Annotated in this window: 17 protein-coding genes and 1 tRNA gene; 15 read left to right on the plus strand and 3 right to left on the minus strand. The window is 36.4% G+C overall.

Translation table 11 applies throughout. From position 1 onward, the window contains the following. Positions 1 to 14: 14 nt before the first annotated feature. The 9 genes from P278_RS14030 (at position 15) to purD (ending at position 9203) form a co-directional block, all read left to right on the plus strand. Positions 15 to 992, plus strand: a complete 978-nt coding sequence (locus tag P278_RS14030) for a PorP/SprF family type IX secretion system membrane protein (RefSeq protein WP_038268257.1) — start codon at positions 15 to 17, stop codon at positions 990 to 992. A 986-nt stretch (positions 993 to 1978) separates the two neighbouring features. Further along, positions 1979 to 2335 (plus strand): dihydroneopterin aldolase, encoded by a 357-nt coding sequence (folB, locus tag P278_RS14035; protein ID WP_038268260.1) that lies wholly within the window; start codon positions 1979 to 1981, stop codon positions 2333 to 2335. A 49-nt stretch (positions 2336 to 2384) separates the two neighbouring features. Further along, positions 2385 to 2455, plus strand: a tRNA-Cys gene (locus P278_RS14040). A 159-nt stretch (positions 2456 to 2614) separates the two neighbouring features. Continuing rightward, positions 2615 to 3025, plus strand: coding sequence for a hypothetical protein (locus P278_RS14045; RefSeq protein WP_051413591.1), 411 nt, complete (start codon positions 2615 to 2617; stop codon positions 3023 to 3025). A gap of 115 nt (positions 3026 to 3140) precedes the next feature. After that, entirely contained in the window at positions 3141 to 4826 is a 1686-nt protein-coding gene (locus P278_RS14050; RefSeq protein ID WP_038268263.1) for a DUF6909 family protein, read from the plus strand. A 269-nt stretch (positions 4827 to 5095) separates the two neighbouring features. Continuing rightward, on the plus strand, positions 5096 to 6499 hold the full coding sequence (locus P278_RS14055) for a UDP-glucose 6-dehydrogenase (RefSeq protein ID WP_038268266.1): 1404 nt from the start codon (positions 5096 to 5098) through the stop codon (positions 6497 to 6499). Between the two features lie 6 nt (positions 6500 to 6505). After that, positions 6506 to 6640, plus strand: a complete 135-nt coding sequence (locus tag P278_RS16780) for a GIY-YIG nuclease family protein (protein ID WP_235444300.1) — start codon at positions 6506 to 6508, stop codon at positions 6638 to 6640. Positions 6641 to 6849: 209 nt separating this feature from the next. Then, positions 6850 to 7836, plus strand: coding sequence for a UDP-glucuronic acid decarboxylase family protein (locus tag P278_RS14065; protein ID WP_038268661.1), 987 nt, complete (start codon positions 6850 to 6852; stop codon positions 7834 to 7836). A gap of 95 nt (positions 7837 to 7931) precedes the next feature. Then, a complete protein-coding gene (purD, locus tag P278_RS14070) occupies positions 7932 to 9203 on the plus strand; it encodes a phosphoribosylamine--glycine ligase (RefSeq protein WP_038268269.1) in 1272 nt (423 codons plus the stop codon). Between the two features lie 199 nt (positions 9204 to 9402). Here purD and P278_RS14075 read toward each other — a convergent pair whose 3' ends face one another. After that, the gene (locus P278_RS14075) at positions 9403 to 9624 is read right to left on the minus strand and encodes a DUF6341 family protein (RefSeq protein WP_038268273.1); all 222 of its coding nucleotides are present in this window, start codon (positions 9622 to 9624) and stop codon (positions 9403 to 9405) included. A 49-nt stretch (positions 9625 to 9673) separates the two neighbouring features. Here P278_RS14075 and P278_RS14080 point away from each other — a divergent pair, with 49 nt between their 5' ends. Next, entirely contained in the window at positions 9674 to 10597 is a 924-nt protein-coding gene (locus P278_RS14080) for a DUF6427 family protein (RefSeq protein WP_038268275.1), read from the plus strand. On the opposite strand, the gene upp is transcribed toward P278_RS14080, so the two are convergent. After that, positions 10586 to 11245, minus strand: a complete 660-nt coding sequence (gene upp / locus P278_RS14085; protein ID WP_038268278.1) for a uracil phosphoribosyltransferase — start codon at positions 11243 to 11245, stop codon at positions 10586 to 10588. The genes P278_RS14080 and upp overlap by 12 nt on opposite strands. 107 nt (positions 11246 to 11352) lie before the next feature. Here upp and P278_RS14090 point away from each other — a divergent pair, with 107 nt between their 5' ends. The 3 genes from P278_RS14090 to P278_RS14100 all read left to right on the plus strand — a co-directional run bounded on the left by P278_RS14090 (position 11353) and on the right by P278_RS14100 (position 14256). Further along, on the plus strand, positions 11353 to 12081 hold the full coding sequence (locus tag P278_RS14090; RefSeq protein WP_038268280.1) for a hypothetical protein: 729 nt from the start codon (positions 11353 to 11355) through the stop codon (positions 12079 to 12081). Between the two features lie 277 nt (positions 12082 to 12358). Then, on the plus strand, positions 12359 to 13363 hold the full coding sequence (locus P278_RS14095) for a TlpA disulfide reductase family protein (RefSeq protein ID WP_161808366.1): 1005 nt from the start codon (positions 12359 to 12361) through the stop codon (positions 13361 to 13363). Positions 13364 to 13428: 65 nt separating this feature from the next. Then, positions 13429 to 14256, plus strand: coding sequence for a carboxypeptidase-like regulatory domain-containing protein (locus tag P278_RS14100; protein WP_038268283.1), 828 nt, complete (start codon positions 13429 to 13431; stop codon positions 14254 to 14256). Between the two features lie 44 nt (positions 14257 to 14300). Here P278_RS14100 and P278_RS14105 read toward each other — a convergent pair whose 3' ends face one another. Continuing rightward, positions 14301 to 15353, minus strand: a complete 1053-nt coding sequence (locus P278_RS14105) for a ferredoxin--NADP reductase (protein ID WP_038268286.1) — start codon at positions 15351 to 15353, stop codon at positions 14301 to 14303. A 190-nt stretch (positions 15354 to 15543) separates the two neighbouring features. Between P278_RS14105 and P278_RS14110 the strand changes: the two genes are divergently transcribed. After that, complete coding sequence (locus P278_RS14110) at positions 15544 to 17016, plus strand: DUF5687 family protein (protein ID WP_038268289.1); 1473 nt, start codon at positions 15544 to 15546, stop codon at positions 17014 to 17016. Positions 17017 to 17030: 14 nt separating this feature from the next. Further along, entirely contained in the window at positions 17031 to 17726 is a 696-nt protein-coding gene (locus P278_RS14115) for an ABC transporter ATP-binding protein (protein WP_038268292.1), read from the plus strand. The last annotated feature ends 178 nt before the right edge of the window (positions 17727 to 17904 follow it).

Genomic DNA, 17904 nt, shown 5'->3' on the forward strand with positions numbered 1-17904 from the left:
AAAATTAAAAGCTAGTGAAACAAGTTGTAACCTATTTATGCGGTATTATATGTGTTTTAATGTCAGTGTGGCAAACTAATGCACAGGAATTAACCTTACCGCCATACACACAATATTTAGCAGATAACCCCTTTATCTTATCGCCGACATTCGCTGGTATTGGAGATCATATTCGAACCCGGCTAAATGGAGTCACCCAGTGGGTAGGTGTTAAAGATGCTCCGGATACTCAGTCGTTGGCGATAGATATGAGGGTAGGTAATCGCTCTGGTCTTGGAGCTATCCTTTTCAATGACCGAAACGGGTATACCCATACACGAGGGGCACGAGTATCTTTTGCTCATCACCTTACCTTCGATGCTTTTGATAATCATTATATGTCCTTCGGACTTTCCTATAATTACAATCAGTTTCGAATAGATACGGAAAGCTTTGATCCGAATGACCCAAGTGTAAATGACAGAAGAACGAACAACCACAACTTCGACGTGGGCTTTTTATACCGTTTACAGGACTTTTATTTTAGTTTGAATGCCTCGAACCTTTTAAACAAAGATCTGGACTTATTCGCCATTAATGAGCCTAATTCACTAAGAAACTATTATATCTATACAGGATATAAGTGGAGAGCTACCAGAACAAGTAATTTTGAGATCGAGCCATCAGTATTTTTTCAACTTTATGAAAGTGACCAACGTTCGAATACCGACATGAATGTGCGCTTTAGACAATACGATCTTGAAAACAGCTATTGGGCTGCCATTTCATACCGTTTTTTGAATGATCAGTTCTTCGATCCTTTGAATATTACCCCTATGGTGGGCTTTAATATTAAAAACTTCTTTTTTGCCTACGGATATCAGGTAACTTTAAACGAATTAATAGGATACAATTCAGGAACCCATATGATAACTATTGGCTTCGATTTCTTCCAGGGAATGAGTGAATGTCCATGTACCCAGAAGAAAAGTAGTGCGCCAAAGATTTTTTAAACAAGCACTCAATACAAAACATAACATAGCCTGATAACTTCTCCTGAGCCTTGCGCTTTGGAGAAGTTATTTTTTTATGCCTATAGGAGTTAAATAGGCATTCTCTTATCAGGTATCATTTATATCCCTACCAGGAAAATTGGATTCCGCAACAAGTGCGGAATGACAAAAAAACACGGAATGACAAAAGGAAGAAAACAATTTCCCCCTTTAGGGGTGCAGGGGTAAGAAATTGTGTTACGTCATTGCCATAACCATTCGTTTATAATATTATATTCCTTGTTCATTTTGCCTTGATGCAAAACGAACCAAAAGATCAAGAAGGTTTATAGGAAATTTTTGCTAGCGCAAAACTGCTGTTGTCTCTAGCGTTACATGCTTTGTTAGCTATCGCTAACGCACTTCCACTTGAGCCACAGCTATTTCATGAAAACCTTCATATATATCCGATTAGAAATTTTGATATAAGAGTACCCCCGTCGGCAGTATATATGAATTGAATCCGTTAAAAATGGTCGAAGCCTTGGAGACCATTTAGGATTGAATTCATGGTTTTGCGATAGCAAAAATACCTCTCGACGGGCACCCTTTCTTTTGATTCGTTTTCTTTAGGTGAATAATTGCGTAGCACATCATGAACTCCCTATAAAACAATAAGCAAATTGGTGAATAAAGAAAATGAATAAAGAATAAACATGCTTTATTAATTCAGTTCGACAATTCCCAATCAGGAAAAAACAGATCAAACAGTGGAATAACAGATTCCGCAACAAGTGCGGAATGGCAAAAAAATACGGAATGACAAAGTAGTGCAGAAGGATATATTCAGGTAACTTAAAACCCTCTAGGCCCGGTGCTAAAGCATAGATAAGCCATAGTTAAGGTGTACCAAACTAAAGGAAGTAGATATTTAAATGGCAGATAAAATCATAATATACGATTAAAAAGAAACCAATAAAAAGGCTAATTTTGCTTAAAAATTAAGCGTGGGAATAATTAGAGTAACAAACATTCAGGTATATGCTTATCACGGATGCCTTGTAGAAGAAGGAAAAATTGGTAGTGATTACAGAGTTGATGTGGAGGTAAAAGCCAATCTGCAACCCTCAGCAGTTAGTGATGCCCTGGCAGACACGGTAGATTATGTTCATGTAAACCGCATTGTCAAGGAAGAAATGGCTATTCGTTCGAAGCTCCTTGAACATGTGGCTAAAAGAATCATAGACAGGATCTTTGATGAAATAGCAATTGCGAATGAAACCACAGTTCAGGTATCCAAGATCAATCCGCCTATCGGGGGTAATGTAGAAATGGTTACCATTGAAATGACATTGAAGCGATAATTTTTGTAAATAAATAAAATAAACTCTTATATTTGTCGCCCAAAATAACGGCATCGTGGCCGAGTGGCTAGGCAGAGGTCTGCAAAACCTTGTACAGCGGTTCGAATCCGCTCGATGCCTCAACAGAAAAGCACCTTTTTAAGGTGCTTTTTTTATACTTCTTCTTCAGTTGTTAACAGTTTACTTAAAAGTTAAGCCTATGTAATCTATTTCCTAATATGATATTTTTATTTAAATTTATAGGTATCAATAGATTATAAACTATTAAACTATCACATTATGAGAATTCGTTTGGTAATGCTTTTACTTTTCGTAGGGATCCTTGGAGTAAATGCACAAAGTAACTCCTGGATTAAATTGGCTGAAAAGACCGTAGCTTTTAAAAGTGAAACAGACAAAGTAACCTTAGTAGGGAAAGAGCAACGCGTAGATAGGATTAAAATAAAATGCACGCAGGGAACTCTGCAACTAAAGAAAGTGACCATTGTGATGAGTAATGGCACCAAAAAGGAATACGATGCCAAAGCTGGTGGTGTTCTTACCAAAGGAATGTCATCTCGAAGCTTTGACGTGCCTGGAAAAGATGAAAAAATCAAGCACATAGAGCTGGAGTATGACTCGAAAGGAAATGTAGTCTTAACAAAAAAAGCAAAAGTTGAAATATTAGGAAAACAAGGCAAGGACGATTAAACACCTATCAAACAGGCTAATAATTTGCAGTTTAATACATAGAAACCCCCGATTCTATGTATAAAATAACTATGTTTAGAAAAAGTTCTCGTACTTTTGTTTAGTAAAAATCTTTATGAATACAATTAAAGGAAGAACCAGGGCGCAGGAATCTACGAACGCCATCGAACGGATGTATATAACTATGAGACATCTGTTTAACAGGGGATTTTACAAACCGACAGGAGTCTCCGGAGATACTTTAAGAGAAGCATTACTAGAGTTAAGACCAGAAATATACGGATCTGTAGCTGAGGATAAAGCAGAGCTTAACGGATTGATGTATGTGCTGGATCGATTGCCTATAGGAATAGAAGAATGTCGTTATATTAATCTTATTTCTGATGAAGGGTATAAAGAGTCTCATTTTAAGGTGATCGTCCCTCCTAAAAGACGTAGAAACTGCTACCGTGTAGATGAGGAACAGATGAATATTGAAATCACCCGAGGACGGTCAGATATCTATGATATCTTAACGCATCTTACCTTTTTGTTCATCGAATCGCATAAAATCAGTAAAAATGTTCTGGTCAATAAGTCAGGTGAGGTAACCAGAGATTGGACCAAGATTGAAAATATCGTAGGTAAAAAGAAATTAACCCTGGCAGAACGGGAAAATGCCTTAATTCATTTATCGAATATCTTGGGAAGGACATTCGATGAACTGCTTCAAGCCCATAAAACTTTTGCCACCAAAGAGAATCCTGAACGCTTTCTATCCATTATGTACTGGTTAGGAAAATTAGGTATCGAAGAGGTGGTGGATGAAAATAAAAGAAGTATCACCTTTAGCCCGATACTGCGCGAACGTCTGGGTCACCACATTCACGGGGAGATTTGGGCAAACACTATTAAAAAAACGCTTAAAAAGGAAGAACTGCTAGGTCGTCCTATTCATATTATAAGTGCCAATATGCACAGTGTTATGAATTCTATTTATGCACCAATAGTAATCAATAAGGAAATTAAATCTAAAGGAGAATACAAGGTGTACGAGATGCTAAGCGACCCTAATAATGAGGAGCTTAGGGAAAAAGTGAAACAATATGCTGAAAAGAACGGGATGATTAGTATTCCGGATACATCAGGTACTAACATAGATGTTCAGATATTCGACACTTCCAAAATAAATTATGCCAAAGCAGATCTTAAATTAAAAGAGCATCTGAACAACCAAGAAAAGCCGGTGCTGTTTGTCATGGATTACGCCTTTGGAGAACAGGCTTACGAAACCATTGATGAATTGCTTAAACCTTATAAAGAAGGGAAGCATAAAGAAGAATACTTAAATGTAGTATCAGTATCCATCATGGGTAAAGCTGGAATTTTAGAAGGAGGTAAAGGTGATTTAATGATTCCAACCTCTCACATCTTCGAAGGAACTGCAGACAACTACCCTTTCCATAATGAACTCAAAGTTTCCGATTTTGAAGAAAGTGAACTAAAAGTATTCGAAGGTGCCATGGTTACTGTGTTGGGTACTTCTTTACAGAACAGAGATCTTTTAAAGTTCTTCCATGACAGTACCTGGAATGTGATTGGTTTGGAAATGGAAGGAGCACACTATCAAAAGGCTGTTCAATCTGCTTCAAAAATACGAAGGAGTATCCGGGAGGATGTTAAAGTCCGTTATGCCTACTATGCATCGGATAATCCATTAGAAACAGGTAGTACCCTTGCATCCGGAGGTCTGGGTATTACCGGTGTCAAACCTACCTACCTGATCACTAAAAAAATTCTGGAACAAATATTCGAGGGCTAAGCCTAAAATGCTGGTATTTAAAACTATTCATAGAAAATAAAAGCCCTTAGTCAGCTTTGTTTGTGGAGAAACATAAATATAGTACTTTTATCAGCCGTAAACTTTAAAGCAAATCAAGCATTATACTTAAGGGATGAAATAAGCGTTTTTAAATTTAATCAGATATCAATTGAAGGGTTGAATCGATTAAATTTAATTGGTAAATCTCTGAATATAACTTAGGGTTTAGCGCTTTATTTCGTTAATAGAATTGATAAATTATAAAACAGATGAAAATAAAAAACATTTGTTGTATTGGAGCCGGATATGTTGGAGGCCCCACCATGGCGGTGATCGCACAAAAATGTCCACACATAAATGTAACCGTAGTTGATATCAATGCCGACCGTATCGCTGCATGGAACGATGAAGACGTAAGCAAGTTGCCGGTATATGAACCGGGATTAGATGCTGTAGTAGCTGAAGCACGAGGGCGAAACCTCTTCTTCTCTACCGATGTCGATAAAGCGATCGACGAGGCAGAAATGATCTTTATGTCGGTAAACACCCCAACCAAAACCTATGGTAAAGGAAAAGGGATGGCGGCCGATCTTAAATATATTGAATTGTGTGCCCGTCAGATAGCACGCGTGGCTAAAGACGATAAGATCGTTGTTGAGAAATCTACTTTACCGGTGCGTACTGCATCGGCCATTAAAAATATTCTGGATAATACCGGAAACGGAAACGGAATTAAATTTCAGATCTTATCAAATCCGGAATTCTTAGCTGAAGGTACAGCCATAGCTGATTTAATGAACCCTGACAGAGTCCTGATCGGAGGTGATACCACCCCGGAAGGACAGGAGGCCATTCAGGCCTTGGTAGATGTATATGCCAACTGGGTGCCTGAAGAACAAATACTCACAACCAATGTATGGTCGTCTGAGCTGTCAAAACTAACAGCTAATGCCTTTCTGGCACAACGTGTATCCTCGATCAACGCCATGTCTGAGCTATGTGAAAAGACAGGGGCTGATGTTAATGAAGTGGCTAAAGCCATCGGAATGGATAGTCGTATCGGACCTAAGTTCCTGAAAGCCTCTGTAGGTTTTGGAGGTTCTTGTTTTCAGAAAGACATCTTAAACCTGGTATATATCGCTAAGACGTATGGTTTGGATGAGGTGGCTGATTACTGGGAACAGGTAATTATAATGAACGACCACCAGAAAAGACGTTTTGCGGATAATATCGTAAGTACGCTTTATAATACCGTTTCAGGAAAAAAGATAGCCTTTTTAGGATGGGCATTTAAGAAAGATACCAACGATACGAGAGAGTCTGCAGCGATCTATGTAGCTGACGACCTGTTGAACGAACAGGCCAAAGTGAGTGTGTACGACCCGAAGGTAGTGGCAGAACGTATGTATGCGGATCTGGATTATTTAAACACCCGCACGGCAGAAGAAAACAGAGAAGGCTTAGAGGTTTGCAAAGATTCTTATCAGGCCTGTGAAGGGGCACATGCCATTGCAGTGCTTACGGAGTGGGATGAGTTTAAAACCTACGATTGGAAAAAGATCTATGATCAAATGCAAAAACCTGCTTTTGTTTTTGATGGTCGGGGAATTCTGGATAAGGAGCAATTAAAAGAAATAGGATTTGTATATTACAAAATCGGAGAAGGAGAATAAACCAGAATGGTTTATATTGTAGAAAGTGCTGATGGTTCCTTTTACACAGGAATTACATCTGATATTGAAAGACGAATAAGTGAGCACAACCCAGGTATAGATAATTTGGCATATACATTTAAAAGAAGGCCTGTATTTTAAAGTGGTATGAGCGTTTTTACAGATCCTAGAGAAGCTATTAAAGTTGAAAAACAATTAAAAGGCTGGAGTAAAAGGAAGAAAAAAGCTTTAATAGAAAAAAATTTGGATAAGTTAGTTCGGTTTTCTGAAAATTATACTCAGCATGGGTCTTCGACAAGCTCAGATTGATAAAAACAGGTTATATTAATAGAACGACAAAATTTAAACATTTGAAAAGAGTATTGATAACCGGTGCAGCCGGATTTTTAGGATCGCATCTGTGTGATAGATTTATCAAAGAAGGGTGTTATGTAATTGGAATGGATAATTTAATTACAGGAGATTTAAAAAATATTGAGCATCTTTTCAAATTAGAGAATTTTGAGTTTTACCATCACGATGTGACTAAGTTTGTGCATGTACCCGGACAACTTGATTACATTTTACATTTCGCATCTCCTGCAAGCCCTATAGATTATTTAAAAATTCCAATACAAACCTTGAAAGTGGGAGCATTAGGAACCCATAACCTTTTGGGTTTGGCGAAAGAGAAGAATGCCAGAATTTTAATTGCATCCACCTCTGAAGTCTACGGGGACCCTCTAGTACACCCGCAATCAGAAGATTACTATGGCAATGTAAGTACGATTGGTCCAAGAGGTGTATATGATGAAGCCAAAAGATTTATGGAGTCGATTACCATGGCCTACCATCGTTTTCATGGATTAGACACCCGTATTGTTCGTATTTTTAATACTTATGGCCCTCGAATGCGATTGAACGACGGTCGGGTAATTCCTGCCTTTATAGGACAAGCGCTCCGAGGAGAGAATCTGACGATATTCGGTGATGGTATGCAAACGAGATCCTTTTGTTATGTAGACGATCAGATCGAAGGAATCTATAGGTTGTTAATGAGTGATTACCACTTGCCGGTTAATATTGGGAACCCCGATGAAATAACCATAAAGGATTTTGCAGAAGAAATCATTAAATTAACCAATACCGACCAGAAGGTAGTATATAAACCATTGCCTCAAGATGATCCGCTTCAGCGACAGCCTGATATTTCGAAGGCCAAGGAAATATTAGATTGGGAACCTCAGGTGAGTCGTCAGGAAGGAATGCGTGTCACCTATCAATATTTTAAATCCTTACCTTCAGAGGAATTGTATAAAAAGGCACATAAAGACTTTTCTAATCATAACAAAAAATAAGGTTTCCGTCAATTCGACTAAATTAAATTGCACTATCAGCGCATAAAGCCTTAATTTTGCCGAATCATTTTCATTTTTTAAATAGTAAGAAAATCATGAATATCCTTATTCTAGGTTCTGGAGGAAGAGAACACACGTTTACTTGGAAAATAGCTCAAAGCCCTAAAGTTGGTAATTTATTTGTAGCTCCTGGTAATGCTGGTACCGCTAAAATTGCAACCAATGTAAATATTGGCGTTACAGATTTTGAGGCAATAAAAGAGTTTGTTGTAGGGGAAGACGTAAATATGGTGATCGTAGGACCCGAAGATCCATTAGTTCTGGGAGTGGCTGATTTCTTTTTAGAAGATGATGCATTGAAACATATTCCGGTAATTGGACCGCAAAAGGCAGGTGCTGCCTTAGAAGGCAGTAAAGAGGTAGCCAAAGAGTTTATGTCACGTCATAAAGTGCCTACTGCGGCCTATAAAAGCTTCACAGCTGATAATCTCGAAGAGGGGTACGAGTTTTTAGCATCTTTGAACCCTCCTTATGTTTTAAAAGCAGATGGATTGGCTGCTGGTAAAGGTGTATTGATTATCGATAACCTGGAAGAGGCTAAGACGGAGCTTAAAAACATGTTGGTGGATGCTAAGTTTGGTGCTGCCAGCACTAAAGTGGTTATTGAAGAGTTCCTGAAAGGAATAGAATTAAGTGTTTTTGTGCTTACCGATGGTAAAGATTATGTGATTCTTCCAAATGCAAAAGACTATAAACGTATTGGCGAGGGAGATACAGGGTTGAATACTGGAGGAATGGGGGCTATTTCGCCGGTTCCTTTTGCAAACGACGAGTTTATGCAGAAAGTTGAAGATCGTATTGTAAAACCTACCGTAGGCGGTTTTCATAAAGATGGCATCCCTTATAAAGGTTTTGTCTTTATTGGCTTGATGAAAGTGGATAATGATCCTTTCGTTATTGAATATAACGTCCGAATGGGAGATCCTGAAACTGAGGTAGTACTTCCAAGAGTTAAAAATGACTTCGTTGACCTGTTCCAGGCTGTTGCTGATCAGAAACTAGGTGAAGTTGAGCTCGATATAGATGAGCGTACTGCTACTACGGTAATGGTGGTTTCGGGAGGATATCCGGAAGCGTATGAAAAAGGAAAAGAGATTACGGGAATTGAGGCGATTGAAGATTCTGTCGTTTTTCATGCAGGAACCAAACTGGATGACGGTAAAGTAGTAACCTCAGGAGGTCGCGTGATTGCTATTACCTCTTATGGTTCCGATTTTAAGGAAGCCCTTGACAAATCATATGTGAATGTCAAAAAATTAAACTTTGATAAAATGTATTACAGAACAGACTTAGGGTTTGATTTGTAGTATCATTAAATAATAAAAAAGCCTGCTAAATGCAGGCTTTTTTTATTTCTATACCCATTATTCAACGCTAATAGTGGAAGTTTTCCGTAAAACTCTGTTAATGAGACACAAAAAAATACCCTTTCAATTTTGAAAGGGTATCAATTATATTTTAGCTGAAGTAAAAACCTTCAGTTAATAGACGCTGTAAGTAATCGGATTAAATGTATGAATGTGCTGAAACATCCTTACGTTCCTCGTTATTATCGTTAAATTTCTTTAACTGAAGTACCCAGTATACCAAGGCTACGATACCGATAATTATAAAGATCCAGTTAATCGCGTTAGATCCCCACCAGCTATGCATAAAGCGTAAACTGTTTAAAGGAACAAATAAAATATCTTCAAATAAATATTGAATACCTTCAAAAAAATCTTTCATCAGTAAAAAGTTATATTAATTTTACGCTACAAAAGTATAAAAACACATCATGATTTCAAGCATTTTTGGTAAAACAAAACCCATAAATTTCATTTTTATTGGATTTTTTTTGTTTCTGTACTTTTGGAGTGTACAGTTTTTTGTGTTTGACAGTGCTTTTAAAGGTACTGAATGGCTTGAAAAATTCGGATTGTGTTTATTGCTTATTTTAAGTGCTCTTTTGGTGGATTTTATCAGCAAAAAGAACGATCTATCGCAAAGTAACTCCTATCCTATCCTCCTGTTTGTTTTACTTATGTGCATGTACCCGCCGATTTTAAAATCGAGTAAATTTATTATTGCTAATTTCTTTGTTCTTCTGGCAGTCAGGAGGCTGATGAGCTTACGGACGAACATGGCGATCAAACAGAAGCTTTTTGATGCTTCACTTTTGATTGGTTTTTCGTTTTTATGGTATCAGTGGAGTTTACTATTCGTATTGCTGGTATATACCGGAGTTTTGTTTTACGATGCAAAAGATTACCGAAATTGGCTGGTTCCTGTTATTGGAATTGGTGCGGTGTTATTCTTTGTGGTTACGTATTATTATATAACCGATAACATTTCCGGGTTGATTGAGGTTTTTACCTTTCATGTTGAATTTAATATTCAAAAGTATAAAGATTTAAGCTTCTCCATTCCAATCGTAACTACCCTGATTATTGGAGTCTTTGCGTTGCTGGCATATCTGGTGAATATTAAAATACGCTCTGCAAAAGCCCAAAAAGCTATGGCATTGGTTGTGGCAAGTTTGTTTATTGGTTTGGGCATCTCAACCTTTTCGGAAGATGTAAACGTTGCAGAACTTATCTTTATCGCATTTCCTTTGGCGATGATTATCGCTAATTACCTTCAGATAACCAAGGTTAAATGGGTTAAAGAAACCGTATTATGGATATTTGTCTTGTTGCCCTTCCTGGCGCTAGTGTTGTAATTTAGCTCCATAAGAAAGGTCTCCCGCATCGCCCAAACCCGGTACGATATAGTCTTTTTCGTTTAACTTTTCATCAATGTCGGCTACCCATAATTTAGTATCAGGGCGTAAGGTGTTTTCCAGATGTTTAATACCCTCCGGAGTCCCTACCACTGCTGCTACATGGATATTCTTAGGAGCTCCAACACTTTCAATAGCTTTGTAGGCAGCTTCAAAAGATCGTCCGGTTGCAAGCATGGGGTCGACAAGAATCAACGTTTTATTTTCCAGAGATGGGCATGCTAAGTATTCGATTTCAATGTCAAAAGCATTACTATGATCGCGATGCTTTCGGTACGCAGAAATAAAAGCATTATCTGCCTGGTCGAAATAATTTAAGAATCCCTGGTGTAATGCCAGTCCCGCTCTGAAAATACCACAAATCACTAATTCCTCATTGATTTGATGTGTGTGTTTTATGCCTAAAGGTGTTTGAACCTCCAGGGTTTTATATACAAAGGTTTTACTCATCTCATACGCAAGCAACTCACCTATGCGTTCCATGTTCTTTCGAAACCGCATCCGATCTTGTTGAATATTAATATCTCTAAGGTCAGAAAGAAAGTGTTTTAATACCGAATTGTTTTTAGCAAGATGATGCGTTTCCATAAACCGTTTGTTTTAGAATGAGAAGAATCTCCCTCAAAAATAAGTAATAAAAGGTATATTTGCATTCAAAGTATCAGGAATGATACAATACACTAAAAAAGATTCTAATGCATAAAGATATCCACATATTTTGCATGAAGTGGGGTACCCTCTACGATGCTACTTATGTAAACCGATTGTACAGCATGGTAAAACGCAATTTAAACTTGCCTTTTACTATGGTATGTTTTACCGATGATGAAAAGGGAATAGACGATCATATTAAATGTTTTCCAATTCCTGAAATTGATATTCCCGGCAACCTGCCAGAGCGCATGTGGAAAAAGCTAACCACATTAAAATCAGATCTCTATGGTTTAGAAGGGACGGCCTTGTTTTTAGATCTGGATGTGGTAATTGTCGACAATATCGATTGCTTCTTCGAAGATGATAATCCGTTTATGATCATCAAAGATTATCGAAAGCAATGGCGTATTACGGGAAACTCTTCTGTTTACAGATTCGAAATCGGGAAACACGGTTATGTATTTGACTATTTTGTAGCGAACTTTGATACCATCAGAAAGCAACATAGAAATGAGCAGGAATATTTAACCTGGGCGGTTCACGAGAAAGGAATGCTGAACTATTGGCCAAAACCTTGGTGTCCTAGCTATAAATATGATTGTATTTCTAAATTTCCATTAGCGGTTTGGAAAAAACCTACCATTCCGGAAGGAGCAAAAATTATTATTTTTCACGGAGAGATCAATCCGCCTAAAGCTATTAAAGGCGGAAGAGGCAAATGGTATCGCTATGTGCGACCTGCTAAATGGATTGCTGATTATTGGAAATAAAAACTGTAATAAAAATATACATAAAAAAAGGGCTCTTCTCAGAGCCCTTTTTTTGTGGTTATTCCAACCTGAATAAATTGGTTATGGCGGATTAAAGATATGTTAATTATTATTTTTTAACATTATAAACCCCTACGTATTGTTTTATTTTACTTTCAAAATAGAGCAAATTAAATCTTGAAAAACAATGCTAATAAAGTTTCTATATGTCCTACTTGGATCAATTTTACTCGTGTTTTCATCAACAACTTTTAAAGGTAACCAAAGGAGGTTTGTGTTGAAAGGAAGTATAAATGATCAAAATGGTAAATACATTTTTATAAAATATGAAGGTAAAAAGGATAGCACTTTAATTAAAAATAACTCATTTGAATTTAAGGGTGGGGTAGATTCCCCTACCAGTGCATTCATAAGTTTACCTAATAATACTGATACTCCATGGGCTATTGGCACAGAATTTATTCTTGAGAACAGTACCATTTTTATAACTCTTCATTACTCAACAGAAGTTAAAAAAGATAAAGTTCTTGAAGATTTACATCTTATAGATATTAAAGGATCTAATTCTCAACTTGCATTCGATAATTATAATGAGGATTTAATTAAAGCCTTTCATAAAGAAAAAAATGACAGTCTTAAAGAAGTAAATTTATTTAGGAGCCTAAATAAATTTCTTAGTAAGAACCCACGATTAAAAAAGAGTGGAGATGAATTGATTTTTAGAGCGTATAAAAATGAAAGCTATTTATCTACAGAAAATTTAGAAGCACTTTTTGAACTGCTGGACACATCATATCAGGAAAAGAAGGTTATGCAAAAGATTGAACTTTTAATCCAGCAGAGAAAAAAATTGGGTATTGGTAAGCAGGCTCCTCATTTTAAACTACAGAAAATAAATGGAGAAATGTTTAATAGTGCTCAACTAAAAGCAGATTATATTTTAATAGATTTTTGGGCGTCTTGGTGTATGCCCTGTAGAATTAACCACCCTGAGATGGTTTCTTTTTATAGAACGAATCGTGGTAAGAACTTTGAAATTGTAAGTGTTTCAATTGATAAAGATAAAAAAGCCTGGCAAGAGGCTGTTAAAAAGGATAGCTTAGATTGGATTAATGTTATTGATACAAATAGAGTAATGCTTAAAAAATACTTTATCAGTGGGATTCCAACCTCATTTTTAATTGATAAAAATGGAAAGATTTTGGGTAAAAACTTAGCCCTTTTTAAAAGCAATGATAATAAACCTTCAGTATTAGAAATTTTAGACGCAAAAGAAAAGTGATAGTTAAGGTATTGATTTCTTTAATATAGTTTCAAGATTTGAAAGAACTCCAAATTTTAAAATAGATGAATAAATTAATCCTGGCTACAACCTTTCTCGCAATATTTATTAACAATAATGTTGTCGCACAAGAAATTAAAATGAGTGGAATAATCACCTGCTCAAAAACAAATGAACCAATTGAATTTGTAAATATTGGTGTTTTTAATAAGAACAAGGGGACAGTTACCGATCAGAAAGGCAGGTTTACCATTGTACTCTCGAAAGAATTTTTAAATGATAGTCTAACCATAAGTCATGTAGGTTACAAAACTCTGAAAATCCCTGTTCAAAGGGCTAATAATATCTTCTTTACGCTACAGCCAAAAGCAAATCAATTATCTGAGGTAGTAGTTATTAGTAACAAAAAGAAAAAAAATCGAAAAATTGGAGTAAAAAGCTATAATCCTTTATTGTGGTTAACAGCTATTTCAGAGGATAATGATATCATAGAAAATGCTCAAAAAATTAATATTCCAAACAAATCTATTGTAAAGATAAATTATGTAAATATATACTTGCGGAGGGGGATTGATACGGAAAGTAGCTTTATAAGAGTTAATTTTTATAAAAACTTAAATGATTTACCTGGAGAAAGAATATTATTTGAGAATATAGTTAAAAAGAAGAAAATGGAACCAGGATGGTTACAAATTGATCTTACCGAATTTAATGTTTATATTAAGGAAGACTTTTTTATTGGAATAGAATTCCTTCCGGATTTTAAAAATACTCAGAGCGTATATATGGGAGCCATACTCAGTAAAGGTAAAGGCTTCAGTAGGAGAAGTAGTCAAGGAAAATGGGAAAAACTCCCGGGGGCGTCTGCCATCAATGTTGAAATTGAATTTTAAAAAGAGTTCAACAAGAAGGGCTCTGAGAAGAGCCCTTTTTATTGTTATATATCATCGTAGTCTACTACAATAGTATCTGTAAGAGGGTGCGATTGGCAGGTTAATATTAACCCTTCCTCCAATTCGCTATCGGTTAAGATCTGGTTTTTCACCATTTCAACTTTCCCTTCTTTCAATTTAGCCATACAGCTACTGCAAATACCTCCCTGACAGGAATATGGCGCATCAATATCTTCTTTTAAGGCTGCATCCAAAACACGTTCTTTGTGATCCATGACGAATTCAAATTCTTCATCGTCAACAATCACTTTCACCTTGGTTTTTCCTTCCGGAATGGATGAAAGGTCTTCTTCTCCTTCATCAGAGGTGGTGAATAATTCAAACTTAATATGCTCTTTGGCAATACCCTTTTCAGTTAAAGTGTCAGAAACTGTATGAATCATAGCCTCCGGACCACATAAATAAAAAGCATCGAAGTCGATCTCCTTATGCTTGTTATTAAGCACAAAATTAACGGTTGAGCGCTCTATCCTCCCGAACATGCTATCACCATCTTGCTCCTGGCTGTAAATAAAGTATACACTTAGACGATCAGGATATTTGGCTACAAGGTCTAAAATCTCCTTGTGAAACATGGTTTCAGCAACACTTTTATTACCAAAAACCAATACAAAATTACTATTGGTTTCTTCCAGTACGGTTTTCATGATACTCATTATAGGAGTAATACCACTACCGGCTGCAAAAGCGGCTATATTTTTATTGTTGCTTTCTGCAGGGTCAAAAGTGAAGTGACCTAAAGGGGGGTAAATCTCTAAAACATCACCAGCCTTTAATTCGTTGTTCGCATAGCGAGAAAACAAACCCGATGCTACCTTTTTAATCCCTATAGTTAGTTCGCCATTATTAGGCGAAGAACAGATCGAATAGGAACGACGTAGATCTTGTCCTTCTATTTCCTTTTTAACATTGATATATTGTCCAGGTGTAAACTTAAACTCGCTTTCAAGGTCATTCGGGATCTCAAATGCTACCGTAACTGAATTTGGTGTAATGCGTTCTATATGTTTAACCCTTAGTGGGTGAAAATGACTCATAACTTTAAATTTTTGGTAAAAATAATAAATCCCATTGAACTTAATTCAATAAGTAAACCGCATATAATTATTAATATTATTTGATTACAAAAATCAAATTAGACTTTAAAAGAAAATAAAACCCCTACTTTTATGTAACATATTACGAATTAGACCTACTAATACGTACAAAACAACTAACCAAATAACAATGCTTAAACAATTTATTTCACTTCAGTGGAAGTCCTTTTTTCGGTCTGCTTCCCTAAGTTCTAATCTTTTTTTTAAGATATTAACCATATTCTTTGCCTTGTACCTCATTGCAATGTTTACTTTACTTGGAGGGGGGATTTATTTTATACTTGAAGAAAAGGTACAGAAGGACCCTTTGTTGATTATTAATCAGTTCCTGATCTTTTATTTATTTATAGATCTGGTCTTTAAATACATGATGCAAAAAATGCCAGTAGTAAATATTAAACCTTTGTTGTATTTACCATTCAGCAAATCGAAGATCGTACATTTTAGTTTGTGGAAAACCATATTATCCTTCTTTAACTTTATACACTATTTCTTTTTTATTCCGTTTGCGGTTGTACTCATTATAGAAGGCTACCCCCCGGGACATGTTATCGGATGGACGATGGGAGCTCTTGCATTGATATATTGCAATAACTTCATTAATGTTTTTTTAAACGATGTGGACGCTGTTTTCTATTCATTTCTAGGAGCCTTGGTTATTTTATTCGGGTTGCATTACTATCAAATATTTGATGTAACCGTGTATACCGCTCCCATTTTTGATGCGCTATTCAATCAACCGTATTTGGTGATCATTCCGATATTATTAATGATTTCAATGTATATCCTTGCTTTTAGATATTTCAAAAACATCTTGTATTTAGATGGAGGATTACAACAGAAGCAGCAAGAAGCTAAAACAGAAAGTTTTGATTGGTTAAATCGATTTGGAGGTATTTCCGTGTTTTTAAAAAATGATCTAAAACTTATTAAGCGTAATAAACGCTCGAGAACTGCAGTAATCATGAGCCTGGTCTTTATTTTTTATGGGATGTTGTTTTTTACCGGGGCTGTAGAAGCCTATGAAGGACCGGTTTGGAGAATTTTTGCTGGTTTATTTGTCACAGGAGGGTTTTTATTCACCTTCGGACAGTATGTGCCTAGTTGGGATAGCTCGTATTACCAGCTAATGATGAGTCAGAACATAATGTATCGGGATTATCTGAATGCCAAATGGTGGTTGATTGTAATTGCCACCATTCTCACTACATTAGTGGCATCTTTTTATGCCTACTTCGGCCTTGAAGTATATCTGGCTATTTTGGTCGCAGCGATTTACAATGTTGGCGTGAATAGTCATATGGTTTTATGGGGGGGTGCCTATGTAAAAACACCTATTGACCTAACCTCCAATAAAAAAGCCTTTGGCGATAAACAGGCTTTTAATGTTAAAACCCTATTGCTGACCATTCCAAAACTTTTGTTGCCTATGGCTTTATATGCCGTCGGACATTACACTATTGGACCGATGCTTGGGTATGCCTTGGTGACGCTGGCAGGTTTGCTTGGGTTTGCGTTTAAAGAAAAGGTGTTTGACATTATTGAAAAGGTCTATAAAACAGAGAAATACAAAACGATAGCAGCATATAAACAAAAGAATTAAAATTTTTAGCAGTCATGATAACAGTCAATAACCTAACAAAAAAATACTCGGGCACAACGGTGTTAAATATCGATTCGCTTGAAATCCCTAAAGGTCAAAGTTTTGGGTTGGTCGGAAATAACGGTGCGGGAAAAACTACCTTTTTCAGCTTGTTACTCGATTTAATCAGGCCAACAACTGGGGCCATTGAAAACAACCAGATTAAGGTTAGTGAGAGTGAAGCCTGGAAACCTTATACCGCAGCATTCATAGATGAAAGCTTTTTGATAGGCTACCTGACACCAGAGGAATACTTTTATTTTATCGGCGAATTAAGAGGTCAGAATAAAGCTGATGTCGATAGCTTTTTAGCTCCCTTTGAAGATTTCTTTAATGGGGAAATTTTAGGAGGAAAAAAGTATTTGAGGGACTTATCTAAAGGTAATCAGAAGAAAGCTGGTATCGTAGCTTCATTTATAGGCAATCCTGAGGTGATTATTTTAGATGAACCATTCGCTAATTTGGATCCCACCACTCAGATAAGACTTAAAAGACTTATTAAAGAGTTAGCTGATGGTAATGATGTTACTATTCTAATTTCGAGTCATGACCTGATGCACGTAACAGAGGTATGTGAGCGTGTTGTTGTTTTGGATAAGGGAGAAATGGTAAAAGACATCCAGACCTCGACAGAAACATTGCAAGAACTCGAAACCTATTTTACCCGATAATCGAACTTTAAATTTTGCAACTCATGCATCTGAATATTTTGTTTTTAGGTGTTAGCCTCATCTGGATTGGGATGAGTTCAGTATAGAAATCAACCAAGTTTTTAAATATCTATTTCTAATCAGAGCCCGTTTTACGGGCTTTTTTTATTTATATAAAAAAGAAATGTATTTTTACATG

The organism is Zhouia amylolytica AD3 (assembly GCF_000511935.2).
GTDB lineage: Bacteria > Bacteroidota > Bacteroidia > Flavobacteriales > Flavobacteriaceae > Zhouia > Zhouia amylolytica.